Consider the following 26157-nt stretch of genomic DNA (forward strand, 5'->3'; position numbering starts at 1 on the left):
AAAACCAATGAAGAACAAAGAAACAACTAATTTGAAAAACGGGACAACGCATTAATAAAATTTAACCCTCCGGTACCATGGCCATACTCAATACGTAAACCGCTATGTTTTTTTGTTGGAGAAGTGTTTTTGTACAAGATTCAATGGTTGCCCCGGTAGTGATAACATCGTCCACCAAAAGCACATGCTTAAATTTTCTGTTGTATGATGCATTGAGGTCGAAGGCATCTTTAGAGCTTTCCCAGCGACTTTGTCGGCCTTTTTTTGTCTGGGTTTTTATGTTCTTCACTTTTATCAACCAATCATCACAATATTCAGCACCTAAATTTTCCGCAATTGTACGCGCAAATAAAGCTACTTGATTGTAGCCCCGCTTTTTCAGCTTTTTGGGATGCAAAGGAACCGGTACTACTGCATCAATATGGCCGAGTTGACCACTTTCTTTTAATTGGGCACCGCACCAATCCCCAAAAAAACCTCCGATCTGTTCTTGGTTTTTGTATTTGAGCCAGTGCAATAAATTTTTTATCAGCCCATTTTTGGAGAAGAAAACAAACGATGCAGCTTTTTTTATGGGAATTCTACCATAAAATATACGATCCACGGCATTTTCTTCCAGATAGTTATAATCGGTGAGTGGCACATCATGTCGACAAACGGCACACAAAACATGTTCATCCCTGAATAATTGCGCATTACATCCAAAACATACCCTTGGCAATAGGATGTTGTTAATCTCGTTTATTATCTTAGCCAACCTTTTTGGTGTCAAATCTTATACATTTTTAGAGTAGTCTGTCAACCCCATGAACTCCCAAGATAACAATTTCAACTACAAAATTATTTTTGCCGCTATGGCCGCGGTAATTGTGGGGATTCTTATTGCCTTTTATTACAGCTACGCCCAATCCAAAAACCAAATGATCTATTTGGAGGAGGAAAAATTACTTTTGGTAAAGGATTTAACATTGATGAGGGCAGAGGTTGACCGTTTATCGGGATTAAATGAGGTAAACGAAATCGAGTTGCAAACCTCCCGTTTTAGGGTGCAACAACTTTTGGACTCCGTCGGCAGATTAAACTTCAGTATCACCAAATTAAAGGAAACCAGAAAGGAACTTCGTAAATTGGAGTTGCGTTTTGACAGCCTGAAGCTCAAAAACAACTTTCTTAGGTACAACAATAGTTTACTGGCAAGCAAGTACGACGAGACCTTGAAGCGGTTGGAAGAACTACGGGGCAGGGCCAATAGTATGCAACAAACAGAATCTTTGCTTCGCGAGACCAATAAGGAACTTGCCAAGGAACTCAAAATTAAAAGCTATTTAAAACTACAAGATGCCGAAGGCAGTGGTTTTAGGTTAAGGGCTGGCAGACCCATAAAAACCAATAAGGCTTCTGTGATCGAAAAGTTGAGAGGATGCGTTACCATATTGAGCGACCCTAACACGAAGGGGGACATAAAAGTGCTATACCTCCAGTTTTTGGATCCCAATATGGCCATTATCGAGGATAACGCCAATACAATTTCGGTTAGCGGGAATACATACAGCAAAAAAGTTGAGATTGTCTACACCGGAAAGGAAATCAGTATTTGTGATGCCATTACCGTACCCGAAGGGTCGTTGGCAGAAGGAATTTATACCCTAAATGTCTTTGAAGATGAAAGATTGCTGGCTTCCACTGAATTTCAGTTGAAATAACATACTTCTTTTTGGGTAAAATTCTATTTTTGCCCAATGGCAAATCAGGAAGACATTTTTAAGAAGGTTATCTCCCACGCAAAGGAATACGGATATGTATTTCAATCCAGTGAGATTTATGATGGACTCAGTGCAGTTTATGACTACGGTCAAAATGGTGCCGAGCTAAAAAAGAACATTCGCGAATATTGGTGGAAGGCCATGGTGCAGCTCAATGAGAACATCGTGGGGATTGATGCCGCCATATTTATGCATCCCACCACATGGAAGGCCTCTGGCCACGTAGATGCCTTTAACGACCCTTTGATAGACAATAAAGATTCCAAAAAAAGGTATCGTGCCGATGTTTTGATCGAGGATTATGTAGCCAAAATCGAAGCCAAAATCGAAAAAGAAGTCAAAAAAGCTGAAAAACGCTTTGGAGATAGCTTTGATAAGGAGCAATTCTTAGCGACCAATAATAGGGTACTAGGTTATCAAGAGAAAGCCGATTCCATTCTTAAAAGAATGGGTCAGTCTTTGGAAAAAGAAGATTTGGCTGATGTAAAAGCCTTAATCGAGGAATTGGAGATTGCATGTCCGCTTTCAGGATCAAAAAATTGGACCGATGTAAAGCAGTTCAACCTAATGTTCGGCACCAAACTCGGAGCTTCTGCCGATAGTGCCATGGACCTGTATCTTCGTCCTGAAACCGCACAAGGTATATTTGTGAACTTTTTGAACGTACAGAAAACCGGAAGGATGAAAATTCCGTTTGGGATTGCCCAAACAGGAAAAGCCTTCCGTAACGAAATTGTGGCCCGTCAGTTTATCTTTCGTATGAGGGAATTTGAACAGATGGAGATGCAATTCTTTATAAAACCAGGCACCCAATTGGAGTGGTACGAGGCGTGGAAAGAGAAACGGATGAAATGGCACCTTTCTTTGGGAATGGGAGCCGACAACTACCGTTTCCATGACCACGAAAAATTGGCGCACTATGCCGATGCAGCTTCAGATATCGAGTTTAGGTTTCCGTTTGGTTTCAAAGAACTGGAGGGAATCCATTCCCGTACCGATTTTGATTTGGGCAAGCATGAGGAATACTCGGGCAAGAAACTACAGTATTTCGACCACGAAGAGAATAAGAGCTACACGCCCTACGTGTTGGAAACTTCCATTGGATTAGATCGTATGTTCTTGGCTGTGTTCTCTAACTCTTTGCAAGAAGAAGAGCTCGAAAATGGCTCTACACGTACCGTACTTAAAATTCCGGCTGTGCTCGCCCCCAACAAAGTGGCCGTTTTGCCATTGTTGAAGCGGGATGGACTGCCAGAAGTTGCCCAAAAATTAGTGGATGAGCTAAAATGGGATTTCAATGTGGATTATGATGAAAAAGATGCCGTAGGGCGCCGTTACCGCCGTCAAGATGCTGCGGGAACACCCTTTTGTGTTACCGTAGACCATCAAACATTGGAAGACGATACGGTAACCATCCGCCATAGGGATACCATGGATCAAAAACGTGTAAAGCTTTCAGAGGTGAAGGAAATCATCTCCAAAGAAGTGGATATGCGTTATTGGTTACAGAAAATCTAAGGCTTAGAACAATCCGGTAATCTCCCCAGCATCATTAATGTCGATACCTTCGGATGATGGATGTGCTGGTAATCCGGGCATTCGCATAATGTTGCCCGTTATCGGAATAAGGAAACCTGCCCCAACGGCAATTTCTATTTCTCGCACGGTGATGATAAAATCTTTGGGCCTGCCCAGTAATTTAGGATTGTCCGATAATGACTTTTGGGTCTTGGCAATGCAAACGGGCAGTTGATCTAAACCAAGGTCTGCGATTTTTCTTAAATCAGCTTTGGCTTTGGCGGTGTAATCCACGTATTCCGCACCATAAATTTCGGTGGCAATAGTGGCTATTTTGTCTTTTACTGTTGATTTCCAATCATAAAGTGGTTGGAAATCGGAGGCTTTGGATTCCACAATCTCAATTACGGATTTAGCCAATTCTTCTGCGCCATCACCACCCTTCTCCCAAACATTGGCAACGGCTACTCGAACACCTTTTGATACTGCTAATGCCTTGATTACCGCAATTTCTTCATCCGTGTCTGTAACAAATTTATTGATGGCAATTACGGGAACAACGTTGAATTTAGCGATGTTTTCCAAATGCTTCTCCAAATTCGGAAGCCCTTTTTTCAAGGCCTCTACGTTGGGTTCGGTCAACGATTTTAAATCTGCGCCCCCATGATATTTTAATGCCCGAATAGTTGTGGTAAGCACAACGGCCTTGGGCTTTAAACCAGCACTTTTACATTTGATGTCGAAGAATTTTTCGGCCCCTAAGTCAAATCCAAATCCAGCTTCTGTAACGGTGTAATCAGAATGGGACATTCCCATTAAAGTAGCCAGTACAGAGTTGGTTCCTTGTGCTATATTGGCAAAAGGCCCACCGTGAATAATGGCGGGGTTTCCCTCTATGGTCTGTACCAAATTGGGTTTTATGGCATCCTTCAACAAGGCGGCCATAGCGCCTTCGGCCTTCAAATCTTTAGCGTAGATAGGTTTTCTGTCAAAAGTGTACCCCACAAAAATGTTGCCCAATCGCTTTTTTAGGTCGCTTAGGCTTTCGGCCAAGCAGAGAATGGCCATGATCTCGGAGGCAGCGGTAATATCAAATCCGGTTTCCCTTGGCACGCCCGAAGTGGTACCACCAAGCCCCACTATGATGTGGCGCAGGGAACGGTCGTTCATATCCATTACCCGTTTCCAGCCAATGGTTCTCGGGTCCAATCGTAAAGAATTGGTTTTATTCTGAATATTGTTGTCAATAATGGCCGATAAAAGATTGTGTGCCTTTTCAATGGCGGCAAAATCGCCCGTAAAGTGCAGGTTGATGTCCTCCATGGGCAACACTTGGGAATAACCACCGCCAGTGGCACCTCCTTTAATTCCAAAAACAGGTCCTAATGATGGCTCCCGTAATACCACGGTTGTTTTTTTGCCCAAACGGTTCAATCCTTCGGAAAGGCCTATGGACATGGTAGTTTTTCCCTCGCCAGCTGGGGTTGGGGAAATGGCCGATACCAAAATTAAATTACTGTTTTTGGCTTTATCTCGGTTAATGGCCTTAAGAGGAAGTTTGGCCTTGTATTTCCCGAACATTTCAATGTGCTCTGGGTCGATTCCAAATTTTTCTGCAATGGTGGATATGTGTTTCAAAGAAACACCTTTGGCGATTAGTAAATCGTTCATAGTTTAGTTTTTATGCGCAAGGAAAAGGTGTATCCTTCCCCTAATTGCTATACAAGATACATAATCGAGGGAGTAAAACTATGATATTTGTAGGTTCGAGAGGACTATTCGACTCTTCTACCTTCGGTGGTGAAAGACAAACCTTGTTGTCCCGAAGTGGAAATCATGACCCCTTCAAAATAAGGCTCGTGGGAAGTGGGTTTAATGGACCAATTAAAAAGAAAGTTGGCACCTGTTCCGCCTGACTTGTCCTTCTCATCAATCACAATTTCAACGGTTTCCATCGGTTTTATGTAGATGGGCTCATCAAAATAAGTTCTGATGGGATTGCCCTTGGTATCAAAATATTCCGCCTTGTGGATGTAGATGGTATCTCTTAGGTTGGTATTCCGCATACTTATGGTACTGGTAAGGTTGTGGGTGCGGTGTTCGGTTTCACTATAAATCTCGGAATACACGGAGAGATACGAAATGCCTTGCACCAAAGAATCCTGCTCGGAGATATGGGCCGTGCGATTGCTCCAGTTTACAGGGTCGATGGAACTCACTTCTTTCTTGTTTTTTTCGGTACAGGAAAAAATCAGGAGCAAAAACAGGAAAGAAATATAATTTCGTGTCATATGATTTGCAATTGGTAACTAAGATACGGATTACTCACAATCCTATTCAAAGCTTTTTTATTTGATGAATTAGTCTTTTTGCTTTCTGAATAACAGATAAGAATATACTACAGGAACCAAGACCATTACAGCGATGATGGTCATAAAAATGATAAAATTGGTCTGTTCATTAAAAATTAGGCTGGATAGAATGACAAGCAAACCGCCTGCGAACCAGATTTTGCCTCCCAATTTGTGGGTTTCTTTCCAAACACTTTCATTTTCCAAGGTCCAAGGCGTTCGGATACCTATAAAATAATTGGTTTTGATTGTTTTGAAATAGTTGCCAAATATGATGAAAAGGATTCCGCATAACAACAAAATATAATTGGGATTGGCAATGGATTGATTTTTTGCAGTGTATATGATAAACAATGCCAAAACCGACATAAAAGTGGTAATAATCCATTTTAAGGTATCATATTTCTTGCCCATTTTTTGGATTTGTTTTTTCGGGTCGATGTAGGGTACCGCCAAAAATATCACGTAGATCAACAAAGAAGTTAAAATAGGGATAAGGATAAGTTCCGATCTATCGCCGTAGCGGTCCACCTCCCCCTTTATATTCCAGTGCAAGGGAACTTCACTGGGCAACTGCTTCCAAACGTAGGTTAAGTAGAGAAAGGGCAGCAATACAATTCCGATGAGCGGCAATTCTTTTTTAAGCTTCATAATTTATTTTTTAAGGGTTAGTATCCAGTTAAGCAAATCTTCTAAAATGGTGGTGTTAAGTGAATATTCCATAAACTGTCCTTTTTTTTCACTAGTGACCAGATTGGCTTGTTTTAATATATCCAAATGGTGGGAAATACTTGGTTTCGAAATTTGAAACCGCTCGGCAATCTCTCCCGCGTTCATATCCTTTTCTTTGAGTAGTTCTACAATCTCTCTACGTGTTTCATCATTCAGGGCCTTGAACAGGGAATTCATTTTTTTATATTTAGCTATTTAGGCAAATATCTAAATGTTAATTGAAATTTCAAAATAGTTGTGTTCTAGCACCCAATATTGCTTACTGTTTGACTTTTATAGGCACCCAAAACTCCTCTTCGGATTCGGGGTGCTCTCCTTTGTATTTATCGCCCATTAGTGCAAAGTAGGGCCTGCTGTCCATTTCATATTCTGAATTGGGTAACCATTCTGAATAAATATACTTGAAGGTTTCCATGGCATGGCTCGGTTTTCCTTTGTATGGAAAAACTGCATATAGGCCTTTGGGCAATACTAGGCTTTCCATTTGGTCGGGAATTTGTTCAAAATCGGATACGGCAATGGCGGCCCATTTTTCAAATGCCTGGGTAGGGTCAAAATTTTTAAAAAAGGACGTGTCGGGATAAATTTCTACCGAATAAAGGTCATTATTAATGGAGTTTTTGACCTCCCTTTTCCTTGGTGAAAAGCTAGTCCAAAGATCAAAAGTTTTATCATCAGCGAAAGATGTACTCAGTTTTTTGCCAATTAATTTTGTAGGAGGTAGGGTTTCTATTTTTGGTGTCATTGATCAAATTTTAAAAAACATAATTTAATTGCATACCTCCAAAATAATTGCGTGCATTTCCCGGATAAAAATATCTGGGCTGTGCGCCTCCAAAACCAACGGCATTGATCAATACGGATTGGGCGTAATTACTATCAAAAATATTGTTGATCCCCGCATTAATACCTAAACTGATATGCGAAGAAAGTGAGGTGCGGAAGCCCAACTTGGCATGGAACACGTTAAAGGAATCGCTGCTTATGGAATTGGCATCCGTTAAGGGAATTTCGTCCACATACTGATGGGTCAAGTTAAGCAGTAACCCGTTTGAATGCCTTAAATCGATACCCGAACTTAATCGATGTTTTGGCACCCCGGTGAGCGGATTGCCCGAATAATCGTTGTCGCCGTCAACAAAATTCACAAAACTATGGTCGTTCAATGTATAGCTGAGATATGGGGAAAAGGTAACCGACTGTGATAGTTTTCCTCGGTATTGCAAGTCCAGTTCCAACCCTTGGTGACGCGTTTTCCCGGCATTTCTGCCAATATATTGATCCTCTCCCACACGTTGGGCCACCAACAGGTTTTTCACGTTCATTCGGTACAGGCCGATATTCACCGAAAGCCTTTTCTCAAATAGTGCCAATTCACTTCCAAGTTCATAGTTTGTTCCCGTTTCTTGGGCAATGTCCGGGTTGATGACTCCTTCTGGAGTAAGTGTTTCTTCCAAACTGGGATTGGAAAAACCCCTACTGATGTTTGCATAGATTTTCCCGTTTTTTAATTGATAGTTGAGCCCCAGATTTGGTAGCAAAATGGCATCAAAATCACGTTCTGCAGAAGCATTGGCATTTCCTTGGTTGAACAAGTCCCTGAAATCGTAATGGGTCTTGTTCAAGTTTAGTCCCAATTGGGCGGAAAAATTTGTCATTAAAGGATAGGTAAGCGTCCCAAAAAGGTTGAATTGCCGCCTAAACTCTGTATTGTCGCTTAGTTGACTCCCTTGCAGGCTACCATTGCCATTATTTTCTTCATACAGATTTTCAAAAGTGCCCCAATGGTATTCATCTTTATAGAACTCGCCACCAAAGGTGAACTGTGCATTCCCCCAATTGCCGGCAAAGCGGCTCCGAAGACCAAATCCGTTGGTAAACTCATCCAAAATATCGAAAGGTCTAGGTTCGTAATGGTCCAAGTAAGTATAGAAAACACTTGTGGTATTTTGGAGGTTTTCGGAAAACTGATAGGTATGTGACACGCCCGTTAAAATATAATTGTTGGCCTCATAGCCCTGTGATTCCAACCAGTTTGATGGTGCCCTCGTAGGGTCTTCCTCAAAATCTGTTTTATTAATGGAACTCGGAATATGCGCTGTATAGTCGATATAGTTTACCAAAATGGCCATGCTGCTTTTTTGCCCGGTTTGGAATTGGGTGTTCAACAGTAAACCATCACGCTGGAACTGACTGTTCTGTCTATAACCATCTGTTTCCAAGTGATTGTAACTCAAACTGAGGTTAAAACCTTCTTCCGAATGGGAGAATGTCAAGTTGTCTTTCAACATATTGTAAGACCCCATCGCGAACGAATTAATGAGTTGGGTCTTGTCTTGAACGGATGCCTTGGTGTCCAGCAAAATGGCACCGCCCAAATTGGAACCATACGCAGTGGCTTTTGGGCCTTTTATAACCTCTACGGCACCTAAATTCTCATAATCGTAGGCCTCGATGGTGGAGGAGCCAGTGCCATTGGTAACGGGAATACCGTTAAAGTACATGCGTAGCTTGTTGGTTCCGTAGGGTGTTCTTGCACCGATGCCGCGGATCGTAATTCGGTTGGTGTTGATGGCTCCCGATAGAATATAAACACCCGAAATCTGATTGATGGCAGAAGGGATGTCCGTGGGATTGAAACGCTCAAAAGCCTGACCTGCAATCTTGGATGAAGATGTAATTCCCGTAGCTTTTTTAGGAATGGCATCTTGGGTAAGGACAACTTCATCCAATTGTGTTATGGAGTCTTTTTGGGTGTCCTGTGCTATTATTTGAAGTGCAAATAAAAGTGTGAAAAGTAGGGAGAATCCCTTAAATCCCTCATTGAGGGTTTTATTCCCCGACGTTCTACATCGAAATAAATTGATTTTTTTTGTTTGAAGACCTCCTGGGCTTACCTCAAGGTAGTTGATTTTAAAACTCATTGAAATGATTTGTCTAGTTCGTTTAGTACTGTTTCGGTGTTCTTGATTGTTGCAAATTCATCTTTTAAGTTGGCCAATTCCGAATGAAAAATGATGTCTGCACTATATTTTTTTCCATCAAACCCAATTTTATCAAAGGCAGCAGTGGCATCAGAAACCAAAATAACATTAAAACCAAGGTTTGAGGCCATCCGAACCGAAGTGGAAATACAATGCTCAATGGTGAGTCCCGCAATCACCAAGTTGGAAATATTTTGAGCTTTTAAACTTGCCTCCAGATTGGTTCCGATAAAAGCACTGTTCACGGTTTTTTCAAACACAGGTTCGTTGATCATTGGTTGCACCGCGGGGTGGAATTCGTTTCCCATTTTATTGGGGTGCAAGGGTGAACTAAGGTTGGTCGAATTGTGCTTTATATGGAAAATGGGCAAATGTTTTTTTCTGAAGTGTTTGAGTAGTCTGCCACAATTTGCTTCAGCTTCGGGATTGTTCCGCTCCATACCATAAAATGTTGTTTCTTGAAGCCCAAGTTGGGTATCTATTAGAACAAGTGCGGTCATGAGGATGAATTTGGATCTAAAAATACGGGAAAACATCAAGAAAGCAGGTGTTCATTCTTTCCATCGATACATCCATTGGTAAATTCAATTTTAGGGAGCCGTTCACAATAGCTATTTTTGAACAAATTTGATAATATGAAAATCGCATCATACAATGTTAACGGAATCCGGGCGGCAATGAACAAAGGGTTTATGGAGTGGTTGACATCCGTTGGTCCAGACGTAGTTTGTTTGCAAGAGACCAAGGCCATGAAAGAGCAAGTGGATACCCATCTTTTTGAAGAAGCCGGTTACCCTTACCACTACTGGTTCAGTGCACAGAAAAAAGGATACAGCGGTGTGGCTTTACTATGTAAAAACGAACCGGATAACGTAGAATTCGGAACGGGAATAGATTATATGGATCATGAGGGGAGAAACATCCGTGCCGATTTTGGAGACCTTTCTGTAATGAGCATGTATTTGCCATCTGGCACCAATATGGATCGTTTGGATTTTAAGTTGACGTACATGGCCGATTTCCAAAAGTATTCGGAGGAACTTCGAAAAGAACGCCCCAACCTAATTGTTTGTGGGGATTACAATATCTGTCATGAGGCAATAGACATCCACGATCCCGTTCGCAACAAAAATGTATCAGGATTTTTGCCCGTGGAGCGTGAATGGATAGGCAATTTTATGGAAAGTGGTTTTATTGATAGTTTTAGACATTTCAACAAAGAACCAGATAATTACACGTGGTGGAGTTACCGGGCCAATGCACGGGCCAATAACAAGGGCTGGCGTTTGGATTATGGAATGGTTGCAGAACCCTTGGAAAATAGGCTCAAACGTTCCGTGATTTTGTCCGAAGCCAAGCATAGCGACCATTGCCCCATTTTATTGGAAGTTGAGAAATAACATTGGCGTAAAGGCCGAAGTTTTTGTTTCAGTACCTTTAACTGTCCTAAACCAAAAAAGATGAAATACACCAGAATTCCACATACCGATATCCGAATATCCAAAATTTGTTTGGGAACCATGACCTGGGGCCGCCAAAACAATGAAGATGAGGCGTATGAACAGATGGACTATGCCTTAGATCAAGGTGTGAACTTTTTTGATACGGCCGAGCTGTACCCGGTTCCGGCAAAGAAAGAACTGTACGCGGTAACCGAAGAATTTATAGGGAACTGGTTCAAAAAAACAGGCAATCGGGACAAAGTGGTGCTTGCATCTAAAATAGCGGGGCCTGGACACGCTGCGAAGCACATTCGCAGCACGGGGTTCAGTAAGGAATCCATTATCAGTGCTGTTGAAGGCAGTTTAAAACGTTTACAAACCGATTATATCGACTTGTACCAGCTCCATTGGCCGGAGCGGAACACCAATTATTTTGGACAACGTGGCTACAATGCCCATGCGGTTGATGTTTGGGATGATAATATCCACCAAGTATTGGAAACATTGCGCGATTTGATTGCCGAAGGCAAGATTCGCCATGTAGGATTGTCCAATGAAACTCCTTGGGGTGCCATGCGTTATTTGGAAGAAAGCAAGGTGCACCAGTCTTTACCTAGAATGCTAACAATTCAAAACCCATATAATCTCTTGAACCGATTGTTTGAGGTTGGGCTATCCGAGGTTGCCATGCGTGAGCAAATAGGTTTGTTGGCTTATTCCCCACTCGGATTTGGAGTGTTGAGCGGAAAATACCTGACCGAAATACCGCCAAGAAAAGCAAGGGTGACTTTGTTTCCGAATTACAACAGATATAGCGGCGATACAGCTGTACAGGCTACCGAGAAGTATGCTCAATTGGCCAGTGAACACGGTTTGAGCATGGCACAAATGGCCTTGGCCTTTGTGAACACCAGACCATTCCTTACCAGTAACATTATTGGTGCAACCAGTATGGAACAACTCAAGGAGAACATTGCCAGTATAGATGTGGACCTATCCGATGCGGTCTTGGACGGGATTGAAGAAATCCATAGAGAGATTCCAAATCCCGCACCATAAACTATTCTAAAGCATAAGCACGGTATTCATCACCCGAAGGGGTACCCATTTTGCCTCCTCCACAGGAAATCACGACGTATTGTTTCCCATCGACTTGATAGGTAATGGGTGTGGCATAACCACTAGCAGGAAGCTGGTCTTCCCAAAGTTGTTTGCCGGTTTTCATGTTAAAGGCACGGATTTTTTCATCCTTGGTGGCCGCAATAAAGAGCACCCCACCTTTGGTGACCACTGGACCTCCATAGTTTTCAAGTCCAGAAACGGGAACATTGGGGTCTTCCAAACTTTCTTCATGCCCCAAAGGCACCGACCACAGATATTCCCCTGAATTAAGGTCGATGGCATTCAAGGTGCCCCATGGCGGTTTTACCACAGGATAACCCCTATCGTCCTTAAATCTGGCAAAACTGGCTACAGAATAGGGTACATCAACTTTTAATTTTTCTACCCTATGGTCTTTCGCTTCTTCCATACCCATAACAAACTCGGTAATGGCATTGGTTTCCTCCTCGGAAAGATTGGGCATGCCCGGCATGGCACCGCGACCTTTTTGGATAATGGTTTTTATGGAATCGGATTTCAATCGCAACTTCACATTTTGGAGCTCAGGAATTCCGTTTAAACCCTGTAAATTGCCACCATGGCATCTGGCACAGTGAATTTGTGCCAAACTTTGCCCCACGCTGGAACCTTCTCCATCACTACCAACTTCTTTCATTTTAATGATCCAAGCCATTTCATTGGCGTTAACGTACATCACACCATCTCTGGGGTCGAGCGCTGCTCCGCCCCATTCGGCGCCACCGTCGGCACCTGGGAATAAAATCACTCCCGTAGTATCCATCGGTATAAATTGCCCTTGTGATGTAATGGAGTTGAATTTTTCCAACACAGTTGGATTATCCTTGGTTTCATTCCCTTGAACCAAATCATCAACAAAAGCAGTTCTGTTCGGTGCGTATAAATCGTCTTCTGTTAAAATTTGACGGGCAAAAGGAGCTGGTTTTAAGGGTAGGGGTTGAGTTTCGAACGCTTTTTCACCAAGCAGTGTGGAACTTGGATAGGCCTTTTCCTCGATAGGGAAGAGAGGCTCCCCAGTTATTCGGTTGAACACAAATATGTGCCCACTTTTGGTTACTTGTGCTACCGCAGGAATGGTTTGTCCGTCCCTAACAATATCCACCAAGTTGGGCGGTGCGGGCAAGTCTCTGTCCCAAATATCGTGGTGTACCATTTGAAAATGCCAAATACGTTCCCCAGTAGTGGCATTTAGCGCCAACAGGGAATTGGCAAAAAGGTTGGATCCTTCGCGGTCGCCACCATACCAGTCAAAAGCGGCCGAACCCGTAGGAATATAAACAATGCCCTTCTCCTTGTCCAAGGCCATGCCCGGCCAGCTGTTGGCACCGCCAACTTTTTTATAGGCTTCGCCAGGCCAGGTGTTGTAACCAAATTCTCCTGGTTGGGGAATGGTGTGGAAAGTCCATAAAATTTTACCTGTGAGTACATCGTATGCCCGTATGTGTCCTGGTGAAGAGCCGGGTCCTTCGCCCACACGAGTACCTTGAATGAGTATGTTCTGAAAAACGGCTCCAGGGGTATTGGATACTACGGACAACTTATTGGGGTCTCTGCCCAAGCCGTCATGGAGGTCAATGCTGCCGTTGTTGCCAAAATCGGTAATGGGCTTGCCTGTTTCAATATTGATGGCGTACAGTTTTGATCCGGAGGAGAAAAAGATACGACCGGGTGCTTTGCCATCCGATTTCCAATAATTCAGTCCACGATTGAGTCCCAAACCTGATTCATCCTTGGTTTTTGGCGAAAATTTCCAGATTTCTGTTCCTGTTTTTGCGTTGATTGCGAACAACTCAATGGCGGCATTTACCCCATAAAGTACATCTTCTACCATTAAGGGGCTAGTCTGTATCTGTGTTGTTCTTCCTTCTTTCAGTCCTCCGCTTTTATAGCTCCAAGCGAGTTTTAATTGATTTACATTGGAGGTGTTGATCTGATCAAGATTGGAAAAATGCGTTCGTTCGGGGTCTCCCAAATAATGTTCCCAAGTGGTGAAATAGGTTTTGTTGGCCTTATTTGAATCTGGATTGGAGCAAGAAACCAAAATTGCTATTGGAAGAAAAAGAAAATATCTTTTCATGTGCAGTTTGAATGTTCCCTAAATATAGAAAGAAACCTACAATTACTGGTTTACCCAAATAAATGGGCGACCACATCTTCAATCTTGGATACTTTTTGTACCTGTATCCCTGTCTTTTTTAGGCCGATTTTGTTGTTTTTGGAGACAAATATGGTAGAGAAACCTAATTTTTCCGCTTCAAGAATGCGTTGGTCCACCCGTTGCACGGGTCTAATTTCACCAGCAAGTCCTACTTCAGCTGCAAAACAAGTACCTTTTTCAATGGGAATATCGGAGTTACTGGATAAAATAGCGGCCATTACGGCTAAATCAATGGCTGGGTCGTCCACGGAGATTCCACCGGTAATATTTAAAAAAACATCCTTGGCTGCTAGTTTAAAACCCGCTCGCTTCTCCAAAACGGCTAAAAGCATGTTCAACCTTTTGGCATTGAAACCTGTTGCGGATCGTTGCGGCGTTCCGTAAACAGCGGTGCTCACCAAAGCCTGTATTTCAATAAGCAAAGGTCGCATACCTTCAACAGTTGCTGCAATGGCAGTGCCGCTGAGGTCTTCCTCATTTTTGGAAATCAATATTTCGGATGGGTTGTTCACTTCACGCAAACCGCTTCCCTGCATTTCGTAAATACCGAGTTCGGCTGTGGAACCAAATCGGTTTTTGAGGGAACGAAGGATACGATACACGTAATTGCGATCACCTTCAAACTGAAGAACGGTATCCACCATGTGTTCCAGAATCTTGGGGCCTGCAATGGTTCCGTCCTTGGTGATGTGCCCTACCAAAATAACGGGTGTATGGCTCTCTTTCGCAAATTTGATGAGCTCCGCGGTGCTTTCACGGATTTGTGAAATGCTTCCAGCTGCGGATTCGATATAATCGGTGTGGAGGGTTTGGATGGAGTCAATAATAACCAAATCGGGTTCAATGGTCGATATCTGCTGAAAAATGTTCTGGGTTTTGGTTTCGGTAAGGATGTAGCAATTTTCGCTGTTGGGTTGAATGCGGTCGGCTCGCATTTTTATTTGCCGTTGACTTTCTTCCCCTGAAACATATAGAATTTTGTAGGGCAGTTTTAACGCAATTTGAAGCAACAAGGTACTTTTTCCAATACCTGGTTCTCCTCCCAGTAAAGTAAGCGAACCCGGTACCAATCCACCTCCCAAAACACGATTGAACTCTTGGTCCAAGGTATCCAGTCGGAGTTCTTTTTCTTGTGTAATTTCTGAAACACGTAGGGGTTTGTTGGCTTGTTTGGCAGTTTTGTTGGTCTTCCAACTTTTTTTGTCTTCTTTTTGGACCACTTCTTCCACAATGGTGTTCCACTCCTTGCAAGAGGAACATTGCCCAATCCATTTTGGGAATTGGGTCCCACAGTTTTGACAAAAAAATGCTGTTTTTGTTTTGGCCATTAAAAATAAATGAGATGTCTAAGATATGGATTTTTGGATTTTATCCGATTTGTGCAAATTAACTCAAACTACCTGACTTTATAGCAACAAAAAATCCTGTGAAGCTAGCTTCACAGGATTAAATCTATCAACCTATTTTAGGTTAATCAAGAATTCATTTTTTAATCGGCCAGAACGATTACTTTATTGTCTTTCATTTCAACAGTACCGCTTGAGATTGCCAAAACAGTTTCTCCATTTTTTCCTTTGGAAAACTTATCGGCAAAGGCTTCATCTATAGTGATGTTGCCCTTTACTTTTACGCTTCCCTTTTGCAACAAAGAAACAACAGGTGCGTGGTTCTCCAGCATTTGGAACTCACCATTTATACCAGGAACGGTAACCGCGGTTACTTCGCCTGAGAATAAGGTGGCTTCGGGTGATACTATTTCTAAATACATATTTTCTTTTGTCATTCCCGTGCAAACGGGAATCTTTTACACTTTGACTTAATTAACTATGGGATTCCTGCTTCCGCAGGAATGACACTATGCTTCTGCCAACATTTTCTCTCCAGCCTCTATGGCTTCCTCGATGGTACCTTTAAGGTTAAAGGCAGATTCTGGCAGGTGATCTAGTTTACCGTCCATAATCATGTTGAATCCTTTGATGGTCTCTTTAATGTCCACCAATACCCCAGGAATACCGGTAAATTGCTCTGCTACGTGGAATGGCTGTGACAAGAAGCGTTGTACACGTCTTGCCCTACCTACGGCCAACTTATCTTCTTCAGAAAGTTCTTCCATACCCAAGATGGCGATAATATCCTGAAGCTCTTTGTAGCGTTGCAATAACTCTTTTACACGTTGTGCACAATCGTAATGCTCTTTACCCAAAATTTCAGGGGTCAAAATCCTTGAAGTGGAATCCAATGGATCTACAGCAGGATAAATACCCAACTCGGCAATTTTACGTGAAAGTACGGTAGTGGCATCCAAGTGGGCAAATGTTGTTGCCGGTGCCGGATCCGTCAAGTCATCCGCAGGAACGTAAACCGCTTGTACCGATGTAATGGAACCTCTTTTTGTTGATGTAATCCTTTCCTGCATGGCACCCATTTCTGTGGCCAATGTTGGTTGGTAACCTACCGCGGATGGCATACGGCCTAAAAGTGCCGATACCTCGGAACCTGCTTGGGTAAAACGGAAAATATTATCTACGAAGAAAAGAACGTCTTTACCTTGTCCTTCTCCCGATCCATCACGGAAATATTCTGCAATGGTCAATCCAGACAATGCCACACGAGCACGTGCTCCCGGTGGTTCGTTCATCTGACCGAACACAAAGGTTGCCTTGGATTCTTTCATGGCGCTTTTGTCTACTTTGGACAAATCCCATCCTCCTTCTTCCATGGAGTGCAAGAAATCGTCCCCGTATTTTATAATGCCGGATTCCAACATCTCACGTAGCAAATCGTTTCCTTCACGAGTACGCTCTCCAACACCTGCGAACACGGATAAACCACCGTGGCCTTTTGCAATGTTGTTAATCAACTCCTGAATCAATACGGTTTTACCAACCCCAGCACCACCAAACAATCCAATTTTACCACCCTTTGCATAAGGTTCGATAAGGTCGATTACTTTAATACCTGTAAAAAGTACTTCTGTAGAAGTAGAAAGGTCTTCAAATTTTGGTGCTTCACGGTGAATTGGAAGTCCGTTGTCTCCAGTTTTAGGCAGTTCTTCCAAACCATCGATGGCATCACCGATCACATTGAAAAGACGTCCGTAAACATCTTCGCCAATTGGCATTTGAATTGGATTTCCGGTAGCTACTACCTCTACACCTCTGCTCAAACCATCGGTAGAGTCCATAGAGATGGTTCTTACGGTATTCTCACCAATGTGTGATTGTACTTCGAGAACCAATCTTGAGCCATCAGCTTTTGCTATTTCAAGTGAGTCATAAATTCTTGGGATTTCTACCCCTGATTCAAACTCAACATCAATGACCGGGCCTATAATTTGGGCAACCTTACCTGTTACTTTAGACATTAGTATGTTTATTTATAATTGAATACGCGGAAAATGACCGCTATTTTTTCGGCTGCAAAGATATGCTTTTACATTTTTATTCAGAAACCGATTTCAGTTTTTTTTAAAGAAAAAAGGCGTTGGAAAACCCAACGCCCTTAGTTTTGCTTGTTATCTGTTGTTTAAGGGTTTATGCTCCAAGACAAATAGTATATGGAACCGATAAATCCTGTGCCGATTGCCGTGTAATATTCATCACCCAACAGATTAGATCCCCCCAGTTTGAAAACTGATTTGATGGATGGAACCGAATAGTTGATCTGGGCATCCAACACAGTGTATGCTGGAATATTGCCATCGGCAAACGAAGCTTCCCAGTAATAGCTGTCGCTCCAACGGTAGTTAACGTTAAAACCAAAGTTTTTGAAGAGTGCCGCATTCCCGAAAGATGCTTTTACCTTGTGCTTTGGTGTATTGAAATTTGTCCTAAGGTCCGGGTACTTTCCTTCATCAATATCCAATTCGGCGAATGTGTAGTTAACCCCTAGATCAAAGTTTCCAAGTTTGGTATCTACACCAACGGTACCTCCGTAGGAATTGATATCTGCCTCGGAATTGGTATAGGTTTGATACACTTGGTAATCTCCGTTCTGAAGTGCCAACAAGGAAAGACCTCCATCTCCTGCTTCACCATAAAAAGGAACAGCTGTGGTGGTATTGGCCAAAAAGTCGGAATAGCTATTGTAGTATCCGCTCAAGTCAATGGTGAACTTACCCACTTGCCCACGATAACCTGCTTCATAAGCTATGATTTCCTCTGGTTTCACAAGTGGTGTATTGACTACTTCAGGAGCTCCAGCTTGTAAGGAACTTACGGAATAGGCATTTTCATAGGCTTCACGACCTACAATTTCCACCGTAGCGGGTTGACCAAGATCCTCCTGAGCTTTCTCACTTATATCAAATGTTCTCACATCCCTGTCCAAGTTTGATGGTGCGGAACCTACCAAAATAGCACGTCCTGCATTTAAACCAATGAACAAGTCCTGTGTTGTTGGATTTCTAAACCCTTGCTGTACTGAAACCCTAAGGTTATGGTTTCTTTCTTCTCCCAATGTGTAGGCAAAGGAAACTCTTGGTGAAAGAAATCCATCAAAAAATTCATTTTTATCATAACGGGCAGAACCTGTAAATTTTAAACGGTCATCCAAAAATTTCTTCTGTACTTGAAGGTAGGCTCCGTACTCGTTGTATTTGATGGGACCATCAATATCTGTAAAAATGGTTCCATTGGAATTCAACTCATATTCCCTGAAAGAGCCTCCGATTTGAATATCGGCCCAATCATCTATCAGGTGGGCAATATTGTAATTACCGTTTACGTGACGGAATTTGGTTTTATCAATGAACTTTGCCCCTGTGGTTAAGTCCCCATCATTGATAACCTTATTGAATGCACTTTCAAAAGCTGGTGTCCCGGGAATCAATCTTCCTTCATCTGCATAAGCTCTTGCCGCGGCATGTGCTTGTACAGATGCATCCTCACGAGAAGTTCCTTGCTGAACAAGTCCTAAAAAGGTTGGTATATATCTTCCAGCATAATCCCCGAACCAAGATCTTTCGGTAGGGTCATCTGGGTTTGGGGCATCCCGTTTCCATAATCTATTCACATTGATGGCCGCAAAACGGGTGTCGTAGGCATCGCCCGAGTTTTCGGAAACAATGTATCCCCTTAAAAAGAAGTTGTCGTTTTTGATTTCCAACTTGTGCTGCTGCATGGTAAACCCACTTACAGCATACCGGTTGGCTCCTTGATAAATGGTGGTACCGCGACCAATTCTGCTGTTAAGAATCACTTCCAAATCATCGGCAAACGGCCTGTAATGCAATGCAAAATCCGCTTTTACGCTTTCCGCACCATAGTCGGCCAAATCGGCTTCATCATACCCTGTTCTGGAAACCAGTGCAGATCCAACAGTTCCTGATGGTAAGCCAGCAGCCGCATCAAAGTCCAATACTGTAGAAACCTCATCACCATATACATTCAATCCGTCGTAGGCTGGATTGGAACGGTCTGCTCCTGGATTGTTCAAATCCGCTCTGCTGTTGGCATGCCAATCCTCACCGGTCAGAACCGATAGGTTTGCCTTAACAGCTACTTTATCGCTAAAGGCATGGGCGGCACGTACGCCAAAATCTTTATAAAAATTGCTTCCCGCAGCGTCTTGGGTGGTTACCCCGCCTTTGGCGTAGGCACTGATCCCTTGAAAATCGAAGGGGTTTTTACTTCTCATAAATAGGATACCGTTAAAGGCACCTGCACCATATAGTGCAGATGAAGCTCCTGGAAGAATTTCTACACTCTGCACATCCAGTTCCGACATCCCCACAAGGTTACCCAGTACAAAATTAAGTCCGGGTGCGGTGTTGTCCATACCATCTACCAACTGCAAGAACCTGTTGTTGGCAAAAGTTGCAAAACCTCTGGTATTGACGGATTGAAATGTTAAACTGTTTGTATTAATGTCCACTCCCTTCAAGTTTTGAAGACCTCCATAAAAGGATTCTGCCGTAGTGTTTTTAATTTCCCTAAGACCAAATCTTTCAACGGACACGGGAGACTCAAAAATACGTTCCGGTGTTCTTGATGCTGAAATCACAATTTCATCCAACATGGTGTTGGCTTCCGAAAGTGTGATGGTAAGTGTCTGGTTGTTTGAAGTGACATTGGCTGTAAAATCCGAGAAACCTATACTGGAAAATTGAAGCTGAAAAGGGGGGGCTTCATCAGTATTAAAGGTAAAATTTCCATCAAAGTCCGTAGTGGTTCCTTCTGCTTTCCCTACCAAGACCACATTGGCTCCCGGTATGGGATCGTTATTTTCATCAACTACCTTTCCCTGTACGGTGGTCTGACCATAAGTTGCCAAACCCAACAGCATTAGGGAAAGAAACATAAGTTTTTTCATTTGCTATGGATTAGAGTTAATTTAGTTATTGTGCATGTTAAGTATCAATCGGGAAGATACATTTTTTTTATTTCGATTATACAAATTTGAAAAAAATTATGCATGCATAATACTTTTTTGGCAAAAAATCCTGTTCAAATATATGTTTTCAACAAAAAAGGTGCTGTTTCCAGCACCTTTTTTGTTTGATCGTATGTTTTTACTTTCTATTCCACCGTAACGGATTTAGCCAAATTTCTTGGCTGGTCTACATTACAACCTCTCATTACAGCTATATGGTATGAAAGCAATTGTAAGGGGATTGTTGTGAGTAACGGAGAAAGGCCTTCGGAAGTTTCCGGAACCTCGATTACGTGGTCCGCCAATTCTTTTACGGTTTCGTCACCTTCTGTTACTATGGCGATGATTCGCCCTTTTCTGGATTTTATTTCCTGGATATTGCTTACTACTTTTTCGTAGTGGCCTTTTTTGGTGGCAATTACTACAACTGGCATTTGCTCATCGATCAAAGCAATGGGTCCATGCTTCATCTCTGCAGCGGGATAGCCTTCTGCATGGATATAACTAATTTCTTTCAATTTCAGTGCGCCTTCCAATGCAACTGGGAAATTATACCCCCTACCTAAATATAAGCAGTTAGATGAATCTTTATAGATTTCCGAAATTTCCTCTACTAGCGTATTCGACAATAATGCCTTTTCCACTTTAGCCGGTACAGCTTCCAATTCTGCCAAGTATTCATGGTACTTGGATTGAGAGAGGGTTCCTTTTTCTTGCGCCAATTTCAAGGCAATCAGGGTCAATACCGTAATCTGAGTTGTAAATGCCTTGGTGGATGCCACCCCAATTTCAGGTCCTGCGTGGGTATATGCTCCTGCATGAGTTTCCCTAGCAATGGAGGACCCCACAACATTACACACACCGAATACGAAAGCTCCTTTTTCTTTTGCCAGCTTAATGGCCGCCAAAGTATCTGCTGTTTCTCCTGATTGGGAAATGGCTATGAGCACATCATTTTCGGTAATTACCGGGTTACGGTACCTGAATTCCGAGGCATATTCCACCTCAACAGGTATCCTGGCCATGTCCTCAAAAATATATTCTGCTACCAAACCGGCGTGCCACGAAGTACCGCAGGCTACGATAATGATTCTGTTGGCGTTGAGGAGTTTTTCCAGATTCTGATCGATGCCGGACATTTTAATGATGCCCTTATCGGCCAACAAACGACCCCTATAGGTATCCAATATAGCTTTGGGCTGCTCATAAATTTCTTTGAGCATAAAGTGGTCGTACCCGCCCTTTTCTATTTCTTCCAGGTTGAGCTGTAGTTCTAAAATGTTTGGATAGGCAATGGAATCATCCTTTATTTTACGTAGTTTGATTTCCTTGCCAATCCTTACAATGGCCATTTCCTCGTCTTCAAGGTAAACGGCGTTGTTGGTAAATTCTATAAACGGTGAGGCATCCGAGGCAATAAAGTATTCGTTTTCCCCAATCCCAATGGCGAGTGGACTACCTAACTTGGCTACCACGATTTCATCAGGTTTGTTTTTATCAAAAACAGCAATGGCATAAGCCCCTACAACTTGGTTCAATGCAATTTGAACTGCGTGCCCCAGTTTTACCCCTTCTTTTTTCTTGACTTCTTCAATGAGGTTGATGAGCACTTCGGTATCGGTATCCGATTCAAAGGTGTACCCTCTTTTGATAAGTGCTTGTTTAATGGACTCATAGTTTTCTATGATTCCATTATGAATAATCACCAAATCACCTGAATTGGAGTAATGGGGGTGTGAATTTACATCGTTTGGAACTCCGTGGGTTGCCCACCTTGTATGCCCCAAGCCCAACTTTCCTTTAGTGGGAATAGAAGCTTCGGCCTTGTTTTTTAAATCTTCAACTTTACCCTTTGTTTTGGCAAGATGTATGTTTTCTCCGTCGAACAAGGTAACTCCGGCACTATCGTAGCCTCTATATTCCAGTCTTTGAAGACCTTTTATTATAACTGGATAGGCATCTCTATGACCAATGTAGCCAACTATTCCACACATAAGATTTTTTTTAGTTAATAACCATTTGGGGGCTGGTCATCAAATTTAAAAGGTATACGTTAAAATATGCAGTTCTGGTTGTTTAAAACGATAAACGCCCAAAAAACTACGATAAATTCGTACTTTTAATTGGCTTCGGTGTAGTGAATTTCCAATTTAAGTTTCTTACTTTCCTCTCCATCGGAAACATTGCTCCCATATAAAACCGTACCCAAAGGACTTATGGCTGCCGCAACAGGGTAATCAATTCCCTGCATATCGCTACCAACCGCTTCTTGAACACCTATAAGGTTAATATTAGGAGTCAAAGTCAGCCCTAATTTGGCGTTTGCAGAATCCCTGACAATAATATTATTGATGTGCTCTGTAATACGGATCTTATATTTTACGCCCCTGTCATTTTCTTTCTCCAAAAGTCCACCATGATTTAGAAAGTATGTTAATGGATTTGAACCGGAATTAACTGTTGGGTCTTCATTAGATGCATCAAATAGGGGTCGATTGGTTTCTGCATTGTACAAATAAAGCCTCGGCGGCTCTACAACCGATTCGTCCAACGTTTGACGATCTACATAAAATACCAAATTAGCTTCGTTGATCACCCAATTGTTTTGCTTGATTTGGTTAATAATGTTTGCCCCTCCGTTTTCCACTTCTTCAAACAAGCGTACCTCGGCAAGTGTGGCACCGCCTTTTACATATATTCTAGAAGCATTCTCTCCACTGTTCATAGCATTCGCTACTTCTGGCGGTAACATTTCGTTCTCAAAAACATTAACGGCATTTCCAGTAACCCCTGTTTGGGAACTCACAAGAAAGTTTAATACAAAATCCTTTTCGGATGTTACTTCTTCCTCGGCTTCGGCGTCATAATCATCGTACGTATAGGTAATGGTAATATTTGCTTCGGACAAATCCAGCAAGAACATTAATTGCTCCATATCGGTTCCCGATAAATGTACTCCCCGAAGGAAATTTTTAAAATTGGAACTGCTCAATAGCTCAGCTTGACCTTCTTTGTCCAAAATATTTTGTTGGAAGAACTCCTTGTTTAGCTCTACACGGATACCGGGATTGAGCTTCGTGTCTACTTGTGTGGATTCATCAACATCTTCGGTGTCCGGATCATCCTCCTTATTATCAACGATAATTTCTTCATTATCGACGGTTACCTCTCCACTGAATAAGGTTTCCCCTATAAAGCTGGAAAAATCCTGATTGGAATAATATTCCTGCGCCTGTTCAAAATTGGAATTTGGATCTAAGTCCCGAAGAAAGTAATTGGATCTAGAAACCACCAAATTAAAAGTCTGTTCTTCATCGCTATAGCCATAAATACTGTCCAAATCGAACTTATTTGGATAATTGTTTGATACAAAATTATCCTCAGTTCCATCCTCATCGGGGTCATAGGGGTTTGAACCTTGGACCCGCTCTTGGTTATCGGTCACCCCATCACCGTCCCAATCGGAATTAGGGTCGTCAACGTCATCGTCGCTTTTTTCCAAATCATCGGGTACGCCATCTCCATCCGAATCGGGCGAAGGTGATGTTTGAAAAGGTATGTATAAATAGACCTCCTTTACGGTTTCGTTCTCTTGATCGTTATCTGGATCGTCCTCGTCTGCTTGGGAAATATCACCAAACGTGGGCGATGTTGTGGACAACTGAAGCTGGGAAATGATGCTGGCCTTTCTTTGTCCATAAATGGGATCATTAAAGGTGCCCAATTGGTACAGTGGCAGTTTATTGGTCTGTACCGCTGTAATGCCTTTGTTGTAGGCAAACACATCGTACTCCACTTTACCGGTTGTGAAAGGCTCTCCTGCAATAACACCTTCACCTATGGTGTCCAATTCGTCTTCACAAGAGGCAATTAGTAAAAACAAAGTTCCAAACAGTGCCGAAACTTTGATAATCTTGGAAAATCTCATTAAATCTATTTTAAAACCTCTGTATTATAGAAATTTGTGTATGCCTCTTCTGCTTCTTGAAGCGAAACATAGGGCAAAACAGGTACGGAAAGATTGTCTATATGGCTTTTTAGGTCATCGGACAATTCCTCCGCGGCTAAAATAACGGCATCGGAATGATCTACGGCAACCTTTAACAAATTATTATACTCGGGATGGGACAGTGCAGAAATTTCTTCTTTGTCTATGCCATCAAAAGCTATTTTATCTATCATGGCAGTATCGAGCTCTCCCTCAAAATCTTTACCATATACTGATGTTACAATTCTACTTTCAGAGAACAAAGGCTCATCTGCATAGTATTTTCTCAGGTAAAGCGGCACCAAGGAAGCCATCCATCCATGCACATGGATGATGTCTGGGGACCAGTTCAATTTTTTTACCGTTTCCACAACTCCTTTTGCAAAGAATATCGCGCGCTCGTCGTTATCCGGAAACAAATTCCCATCAGCATCGGCAAATGTTGCCTTTCTTTTAAAGTATTCGTCGTTGTCTATAAAATAGACTTGGATGCGCTCTTTTGGTATGGATGCCACCTTAATGATCAAGGGCATATCCATATCGTTGATCACCAGGTTCATCCCCGATAAACGTATTACCTCATGTAATTGATGCCTCCTTTCGTTGATGTTTCCATACCTTGGCATAAAAATGCGGATTTGGCCACCATTGCTGTTCACCATTCTTGGCGCTTCGTACGACATTAAGGAAACAGGATTCTCTGGGAGGTAGGGAACTAATTCAGAAGATACAAACAATACCTTTTTACCATTCATAAACGCTTTCTTTTGTTTATCTGAAAAACATAGCTGCAAAAGTACAAAAATTATGCTGATTAGCTGTATTTATAGTATTTTTGCACCCTTTTGTACCTGTATATGAAGATATTCGACCTTAAAAAAGAACTGAACGCCTTTACCCAAGAGCAGCGGGAAAAAGACCGTACAATTGGTCTTGTTCCCACCATGGGAGCGCTTCACAAGGGCCATATCTCATTGGTAAAAAAAGCTCTTTCGGAAAATGACCTGGTTGTTGTCAGCATTTTTGTCAACCCAACCCAGTTCGATAAAAAAGATGATCTGGATAAATATCCGCGTACTTTCGAGAAGGACATCGACCTTTTAAATCAGGTCTCGGAGAACATTGTGGTATTTGCCCCAACGGTGGATGAAATTTATGGAGAGAACATTACCTCCCAATCATACGAGTTCGATGGTTTGGACAAAGTAATGGAAGGCGAGTTCAGAGCAGGGCATTTTGACGGTGTCGGCACCATTGTAGAACTTTTTCTGAGAACCGTAGCTCCCGACAAAGCCTATTTTGGCGAAAAAGATTTCCAACAGTTGCAGATTATCCGAAAAATGGCCGAAATAAAAAAATTGCCCTTTCAAATTATCGGTTGCCCCATTGAAAGAGAACCACACGGTCTCGCCATGAGTTCCCGCAATGAAAGACTGTCAAAAGACACTCGTGAACAGGCTGGCTTTATTCATACTACCCTGCAAACTGCCAAAGCCGATTTTGGCACGAAAAGTGCACTAGGTATTGCGGATTGGGTAAGGTCAGAATTTGAACTACACCCCCTGTTTGACCTCGAATATTTTGAAATCGCTGACGAGAACACATTGACGCCGGCCCTAAAAATTCAGGACAACCAAAAATATAGGGCGTTTATCGCCGTTTACGCAGACGGCGTTCGCTTAATTGATAATCTAAGATTGAATTGATAA

The 26157-nt window shown here is 42.3% G+C and carries 21 protein-coding genes; 5 read left to right on the forward strand and 16 right to left on the reverse strand.

Annotated elements, in window-relative coordinates; all coding sequences use genetic code 11:
• Positions 1–61: 61 nt before the first annotated feature.
• On the reverse strand, positions 62–757 hold the full coding sequence (locus tag AC13CS_RS16525) for a ComF family protein (RefSeq protein WP_482888903.1): 696 nt from the start codon (positions 755–757) through the stop codon (positions 62–64).
• Between the two features lie 49 nt (positions 758–806).
• Here AC13CS_RS16525 and AC13CS_RS16530 point away from each other — a divergent pair, with 49 nt between their 5' ends.
• Both AC13CS_RS16530 and AC13CS_RS16535 read left to right on the forward strand, forming a co-directional pair.
• A complete protein-coding gene (locus tag AC13CS_RS16530; RefSeq protein WP_482888904.1) occupies positions 807–1703 on the forward strand; it encodes a hypothetical protein in 897 nt (298 codons plus the stop codon).
• A 36-nt stretch (positions 1704–1739) separates the two neighbouring features.
• A complete protein-coding gene (locus AC13CS_RS16535; RefSeq protein ID WP_293165829.1) occupies positions 1740–3281 on the forward strand; it encodes a glycine--tRNA ligase in 1542 nt (513 codons plus the stop codon).
• 3 nt (positions 3282–3284) lie between these two features.
• Here AC13CS_RS16535 and AC13CS_RS16540 read toward each other — a convergent pair whose 3' ends face one another.
• The 7 genes from AC13CS_RS16540 to AC13CS_RS16570 all read right to left on the reverse strand — a co-directional run bounded on the left by AC13CS_RS16540 (position 3285) and on the right by AC13CS_RS16570 (position 9848).
• Positions 3285–4952 (reverse strand): formate--tetrahydrofolate ligase, encoded by a 1668-nt coding sequence (locus tag AC13CS_RS16540; RefSeq protein ID WP_482888905.1) that lies wholly within the window; start codon positions 4950–4952, stop codon positions 3285–3287.
• 104 nt (positions 4953–5056) lie between these two features.
• Positions 5057–5572 (reverse strand): DUF3124 domain-containing protein, encoded by a 516-nt coding sequence (locus tag AC13CS_RS16545; RefSeq protein WP_293165825.1) that lies wholly within the window; start codon positions 5570–5572, stop codon positions 5057–5059.
• A gap of 69 nt (positions 5573–5641) precedes the next feature.
• Positions 5642–6283 (reverse strand): SdpI family protein, encoded by a 642-nt coding sequence (locus AC13CS_RS16550; protein ID WP_293165823.1) that lies wholly within the window; start codon positions 6281–6283, stop codon positions 5642–5644.
• Positions 6284–6286: 3 nt separating this feature from the next.
• Complete coding sequence (locus tag AC13CS_RS16555) at positions 6287–6541, reverse strand: autorepressor SdpR family transcription factor (protein ID WP_293165821.1); 255 nt, start codon at positions 6539–6541, stop codon at positions 6287–6289.
• 82 nt (positions 6542–6623) lie between these two features.
• Entirely contained in the window at positions 6624–7109 is a 486-nt protein-coding gene (locus AC13CS_RS16560) for a GyrI-like domain-containing protein (RefSeq protein ID WP_293165819.1), read from the reverse strand.
• Positions 7110–7119: 10 nt separating this feature from the next.
• Complete coding sequence (locus AC13CS_RS16565) at positions 7120–9288, reverse strand: TonB-dependent receptor domain-containing protein (protein ID WP_293165817.1); 2169 nt, start codon at positions 9286–9288, stop codon at positions 7120–7122.
• Positions 9285–9848, reverse strand: coding sequence for a cysteine hydrolase family protein (locus tag AC13CS_RS16570; RefSeq protein WP_293165815.1), 564 nt, complete (start codon positions 9846–9848; stop codon positions 9285–9287). Before AC13CS_RS16570 ends, AC13CS_RS16565 begins: the two co-directional genes overlap by 4 nt.
• A 135-nt stretch (positions 9849–9983) precedes the next feature.
• Here AC13CS_RS16570 and AC13CS_RS16575 point away from each other — a divergent pair, with 135 nt between their 5' ends.
• Together AC13CS_RS16575 and AC13CS_RS16580 are read left to right on the forward strand one after the other, a co-directional pair.
• A complete protein-coding gene (locus AC13CS_RS16575) occupies positions 9984–10748 on the forward strand; it encodes an exodeoxyribonuclease III (RefSeq protein WP_293165813.1) in 765 nt (254 codons plus the stop codon).
• Between the two features lie 60 nt (positions 10749–10808).
• Positions 10809–11849, forward strand: coding sequence for an NADP(H)-dependent aldo-keto reductase (locus AC13CS_RS16580; RefSeq protein ID WP_293165811.1), 1041 nt, complete (start codon positions 10809–10811; stop codon positions 11847–11849).
• 1 nt (position 11850) lies between these two features.
• On the opposite strand, the gene AC13CS_RS16585 is transcribed toward AC13CS_RS16580, so the two are convergent.
• The 8 genes from AC13CS_RS16585 to AC13CS_RS16620 all read right to left on the reverse strand — a co-directional run bounded on the left by AC13CS_RS16585 (position 11851) and on the right by AC13CS_RS16620 (position 25203).
• On the reverse strand, positions 11851–14007 hold the full coding sequence (locus tag AC13CS_RS16585) for an outer membrane protein assembly factor BamB family protein (RefSeq protein WP_482888906.1): 2157 nt from the start codon (positions 14005–14007) through the stop codon (positions 11851–11853).
• A gap of 50 nt (positions 14008–14057) precedes the next feature.
• Positions 14058–15416, reverse strand: coding sequence for a DNA repair protein RadA (radA, locus tag AC13CS_RS16590; protein WP_293165807.1), 1359 nt, complete (start codon positions 15414–15416; stop codon positions 14058–14060).
• 161 nt (positions 15417–15577) lie between these two features.
• A complete protein-coding gene (locus AC13CS_RS16595; RefSeq protein WP_163624988.1) occupies positions 15578–15856 on the reverse strand; it encodes a F0F1 ATP synthase subunit delta/epsilon in 279 nt (92 codons plus the stop codon).
• Between the two features lie 87 nt (positions 15857–15943).
• Entirely contained in the window at positions 15944–17452 is a 1509-nt protein-coding gene (atpD, locus tag AC13CS_RS16600) for a F0F1 ATP synthase subunit beta (protein WP_293165804.1), read from the reverse strand.
• 161 nt (positions 17453–17613) lie between these two features.
• Positions 17614–20400 carry a TonB-dependent receptor gene (locus AC13CS_RS16605; RefSeq protein ID WP_482888907.1) on the reverse strand — a complete coding sequence of 929 codons (2787 nt, stop codon included), beginning with the start codon at positions 20398–20400 and terminating at the stop codon, positions 17614–17616.
• A gap of 206 nt (positions 20401–20606) precedes the next feature.
• Positions 20607–22454: a glutamine--fructose-6-phosphate transaminase (isomerizing) gene (glmS, locus tag AC13CS_RS16610; RefSeq protein ID WP_293165800.1), complete on the reverse strand. Its 1848-nt coding sequence runs from the start codon at positions 22452–22454 to the stop codon at positions 20607–20609.
• 125 nt (positions 22455–22579) lie between these two features.
• Positions 22580–24388 (reverse strand): DUF4270 domain-containing protein, encoded by a 1809-nt coding sequence (locus tag AC13CS_RS16615; protein ID WP_293165798.1) that lies wholly within the window; start codon positions 24386–24388, stop codon positions 22580–22582.
• 5 nt (positions 24389–24393) lie between these two features.
• A complete protein-coding gene (locus AC13CS_RS16620; protein ID WP_293165796.1) occupies positions 24394–25203 on the reverse strand; it encodes a glycogen/starch synthase in 810 nt (269 codons plus the stop codon).
• A gap of 102 nt (positions 25204–25305) precedes the next feature.
• Between AC13CS_RS16620 and panC the strand changes: the two genes are divergently transcribed.
• Positions 25306–26154, forward strand: coding sequence for a pantoate--beta-alanine ligase (gene panC / locus AC13CS_RS16625; RefSeq protein ID WP_482888908.1), 849 nt, complete (start codon positions 25306–25308; stop codon positions 26152–26154).
• The last annotated feature ends 3 nt before the right edge of the window (positions 26155–26157 follow it).

This window comes from Flagellimonas sp. B-3 (assembly GCF_056857835.1).

Coding starts and splice junctions, on each gene's coding strand:
- AC13CS_RS16530 (WP_482888904.1), top strand. CDS start 807: ATGAACTCCCAAGATAACAATTTCAACTACAAAATTATTTTTGCCGCT.
- AC13CS_RS16535 (WP_293165829.1), top strand. CDS start 1,740: ATGGCAAATCAGGAAGACATTTTTAAGAAGGTTATCTCCCACGCAAAG.
- AC13CS_RS16540 (WP_482888905.1), bottom strand. CDS start 4,952: ATGAACGATTTACTAATCGCCAAAGGTGTTTCTTTGAAACACATATCC.
- AC13CS_RS16545 (WP_293165825.1), bottom strand. CDS start 5,572: ATGACACGAAATTATATTTCTTTCCTGTTTTTGCTCCTGATTTTTTCC.
- AC13CS_RS16550 (WP_293165823.1), bottom strand. CDS start 6,283: ATGAAGCTTAAAAAAGAATTGCCGCTCATCGGAATTGTATTGCTGCCC.
- AC13CS_RS16555 (WP_293165821.1), bottom strand. CDS start 6,541: ATGAATTCCCTGTTCAAGGCCCTGAATGATGAAACACGTAGAGAGATT.
- AC13CS_RS16560 (WP_293165819.1), bottom strand. CDS start 7,109: ATGACACCAAAAATAGAAACCCTACCTCCTACAAAATTAATTGGCAAA.
- AC13CS_RS16565 (WP_293165817.1), bottom strand. CDS start 9,288: ATGAGTTTTAAAATCAACTACCTTGAGGTAAGCCCAGGAGGTCTTCAA.
- AC13CS_RS16570 (WP_293165815.1), bottom strand. CDS start 9,848: ATGACCGCACTTGTTCTAATAGATACCCAACTTGGGCTTCAAGAAACA.
- AC13CS_RS16575 (WP_293165813.1), top strand. CDS start 9,984: ATGAAAATCGCATCATACAATGTTAACGGAATCCGGGCGGCAATGAAC.
- AC13CS_RS16580 (WP_293165811.1), top strand. CDS start 10,809: ATGAAATACACCAGAATTCCACATACCGATATCCGAATATCCAAAATT.
- AC13CS_RS16585 (WP_482888906.1), bottom strand. CDS start 14,007: ATGAAAAGATATTTTCTTTTTCTTCCAATAGCAATTTTGGTTTCTTGC.
- radA (WP_293165807.1), bottom strand. CDS start 15,416: ATGGCCAAAACAAAAACAGCATTTTTTTGTCAAAACTGTGGGACCCAA.
- AC13CS_RS16595 (WP_163624988.1), bottom strand. CDS start 15,856: ATGTATTTAGAAATAGTATCACCCGAAGCCACCTTATTCTCAGGCGAA.
- atpD (WP_293165804.1), bottom strand. CDS start 17,452: ATGTCTAAAGTAACAGGTAAGGTTGCCCAAATTATAGGCCCGGTCATT.
- AC13CS_RS16605 (WP_482888907.1), bottom strand. CDS start 20,400: ATGAAAAAACTTATGTTTCTTTCCCTAATGCTGTTGGGTTTGGCAACT.
- glmS (WP_293165800.1), bottom strand. CDS start 22,454: ATGTGTGGAATAGTTGGCTACATTGGTCATAGAGATGCCTATCCAGTT.
- AC13CS_RS16615 (WP_293165798.1), bottom strand. CDS start 24,388: ATGAGATTTTCCAAGATTATCAAAGTTTCGGCACTGTTTGGAACTTTG.
- AC13CS_RS16620 (WP_293165796.1), bottom strand. CDS start 25,203: ATGAATGGTAAAAAGGTATTGTTTGTATCTTCTGAATTAGTTCCCTAC.
- panC (WP_482888908.1), top strand. CDS start 25,306: ATGAAGATATTCGACCTTAAAAAAGAACTGAACGCCTTTACCCAAGAG.